Genomic DNA, 2358 nt, shown 5'->3' on the forward strand with positions numbered 1-2358 from the left:
CGCCATCTCCTCCTTGCGGGAGGCGAGGATCTCGCCGGTGCGGGCGATCGTCTCGGCCCGCTCCGGCCAGGGCACCCGCGCCCAGTCGCGCTGAGCCTCCGCAGCCGCCCGGACCGCCTCGTCGACCGCGGCCGCGTCCGACTCCGGGAAGAGCCCGAGCTCCTCGGAGGGGCGGGCGGGGTTGACCGACGCGAACAGACCGGCGCCGGGTGGGACGACGGTCGAGCCGGCCGTCCGGTTGCCGTACGTGGTCGTGGCCATCACGTACCTCCTGTTCCAAGGACGGAGACCAACGTAACATCTGTTCCGTGGACATCGGCGAAAGGCTGGCGGAGGCGCGGGAGCGATTGTCCCCGGCGGAGCGGAGGGTGGCCGAGGTGGTGCTCGCCCGTCCGGAGGCGATCGCGTTCGGGACGGTCGCCTCCCTCGCGTCCGAGGCCTCCACGAGCGGGCCGACGGTCGTGCGGACCGCGACGAAGCTGGGCTATGACGGGTTCGTCGCCCTACAGGCGGCGGTCCAGGAGGAGCTCGCCGGCCGGCTGCGGCCGGCCGCGGCTGCCATCCGGACCCGGCCCGCCCCCGACCCCCTCCGTCGGTCGCTCGAGATCGAGACGTCGAACGTCCACGACACGCTGGCTGCGGTCGACCCCGCCGCGTTCGACGAGGTGACCAGGTCGCTCGCGGATCGCGGGCGCCGGGTGGCCGTCCTCTCCGGTGAGGCGACCCTCGGGCCGGCCCACGTCATGGCGGACGCGCTCGGGATGCTCCGCCCGGGTGTCCAGCTCTTCGTGGGGACCGAGGTGCGGGTGGTCCGGCAGCTCGCCCTGCTCGACCCACGCGACGTGCTCGTCGCGATCGACCTCCGCCGTTACGAACGGTGGGTGCTGGAGGCGGCGGAGCGGGCCGCGGCCGGCGGGCTCACCCTCGTGGCGATCACGGACGGGCTCCTGTCGCCCCTCGCCGCGCACGCCGCCCACGTCTTCGTCGTCAACGCCACGGGAGCGGGGCCGTTCGACTCCCACGTGGGGACGATGGCCCTCTGCAACGCGCTCGTCGCCGGGACGGCAGCGCGGCTCCGGCGCACGGCGACGGCCCGGCTGGACCGCGTCGAGCGCCTATGGGCCCAGACCGGCGCCCTGGTCGACCGCTGAGAGAACCCGGTCGCGGCTACCGAAGGACGCGGTACGTGAACCGACGGACCTCTGCCACGGCGGTGCCGAAGCACCCGATGGCGCAGTCCTCGGCTCCCACGAGCCGGACCCGGGGGTCCGCGGTGAGCGCCTCGCCCGGCGGGGCGGAGATCGAGCCGGAGAGCGTCCACGTACCGTCCCGGCTCTGGCACCTCGGCGCGACCGGCTCGGCGACCTGGCCGCCGAGGTCGATGCACGCCTTGAAGGTCCCGGCGCCGCGCAGGGTCACGTCGGCGGTGACGGCGAGGGTCGTCCCGGCGGGCACGGTGAACCGGAACCCCGTCACCGCCCAGGCGCGCGTGCCGGTGCTGGCCGCGGTGGAGACGAGCCTGCCCCCCACGTCGGCGTAGGCACCCGGGGCGACGCTCGCGTGTTCGCTCGCGGCGCAGGTGGCGGGCACGGCCAGGGAGCAGGCCGAGGCGAAGTCGAAGGGGGGCACCCGCTCGGTCTCGATCGCCTGCGCGGTCGCGGCGGACGCGAGGACGAAGGCCAGGGCGAGCGCGAGCCGGGTCATGCGCCACCCTTCGCCGCGGACGCGGCGTCGTCCTGCCCGGGACGCGTACCATCGGTCCATGAGCGACGAGCCGGTCCTTACGTCGTCCGGGATCGAGGTCGAGCCGGTCTACACGCAGCAGCAGCTCGCCGGGTTCGACCTGTCCGAGCGGCTCGGGAGCCCGGGCGAGTACCCGTTCACGCGCGGCGTGTACCCGAACATGTACCGAGGCCGGCTGTGGACGATGCGCCAGTACGCAGGGTTCGGGACCGCCGAGGAGTCGAACGCGCGCTACCGGTACCTCCTCGACCACGGACAGACCGGGCTCTCGGTCGCCTTCGACCTCCCCACCCAGATGGGGTACGACTCCGACTCCCCGATGGCGGTCGGAGAGGTGGGCAAGGTCGGGGTCGCCATCGACTCGCTCGAGGACATGCGGACCCTCTTCTCGGGCATCCCGATGGAGGACGTCACGACCTCCATGACCATCAACGCCCCCGCGGCCATGCTCCTGCTCCTGTACCAGCTCGCCGCCGAGGAGCAGGGGGCCGACCCCGCGAAGCTGGGCGGGACGATCCAGAACGACGTCCTGAAGGAGTACATCGCGCGCGGGACGTTCATCTACCCGCCCCAACCCGCCCTCCGCCTCATCACCGACACGTTCGCCTACTGCGC

Annotated in this window: 4 protein-coding genes; 2 read left to right on the top strand and 2 right to left on the bottom strand. The window is 73.5% G+C overall.

Annotated features, from left to right (window positions below; all coding sequences use genetic code 11):
• The coding region (locus VM840_00280; GenBank protein ID HVL80010.1) for an aldehyde dehydrogenase family protein at positions 1-261 on the bottom strand (261 nt) is incomplete at its 3' end.
• A 47-nt stretch (positions 262-308) separates the two neighbouring features.
• Between VM840_00280 and VM840_00285 the strand changes: the two genes are divergently transcribed.
• Positions 309-1151 carry a MurR/RpiR family transcriptional regulator gene (locus tag VM840_00285; GenBank protein ID HVL80011.1) on the top strand — a complete coding sequence of 281 codons (843 nt, stop codon included), beginning with the start codon at positions 309-311 and terminating at the stop codon, positions 1149-1151.
• Positions 1152-1167: 16 nt separating this feature from the next.
• Here the strand turns inward: VM840_00285 and VM840_00290 are convergent, their stop codons facing one another.
• Positions 1168-1704: a hypothetical protein gene (locus VM840_00290; GenBank protein ID HVL80012.1), complete on the bottom strand. Its 537-nt coding sequence runs from the start codon at positions 1702-1704 to the stop codon at positions 1168-1170.
• Positions 1705-1762: 58 nt separating this feature from the next.
• Here VM840_00290 and VM840_00295 point away from each other — a divergent pair.
• The coding region (locus VM840_00295) for a methylmalonyl-CoA mutase family protein (protein ID HVL80013.1) at positions 1763-2358 on the top strand (596 nt) is incomplete at its 3' end.

The sequence above is a fragment of the Actinomycetota bacterium genome (assembly GCA_035540895.1).
Lineage (GTDB): Bacteria > Actinomycetota > JAICYB01 > JAICYB01 > JAICYB01 > DATLFR01.

Excerpts from the sequence above, each read along its gene's own strand:
- VM840_00290 (HVL80012.1), bottom strand. The coding sequence starts at position 1,704 with ATGACCCGGCTCGCGCTCGCCCTGGCCTTCGTCCTCGCGTCCGCCGCG.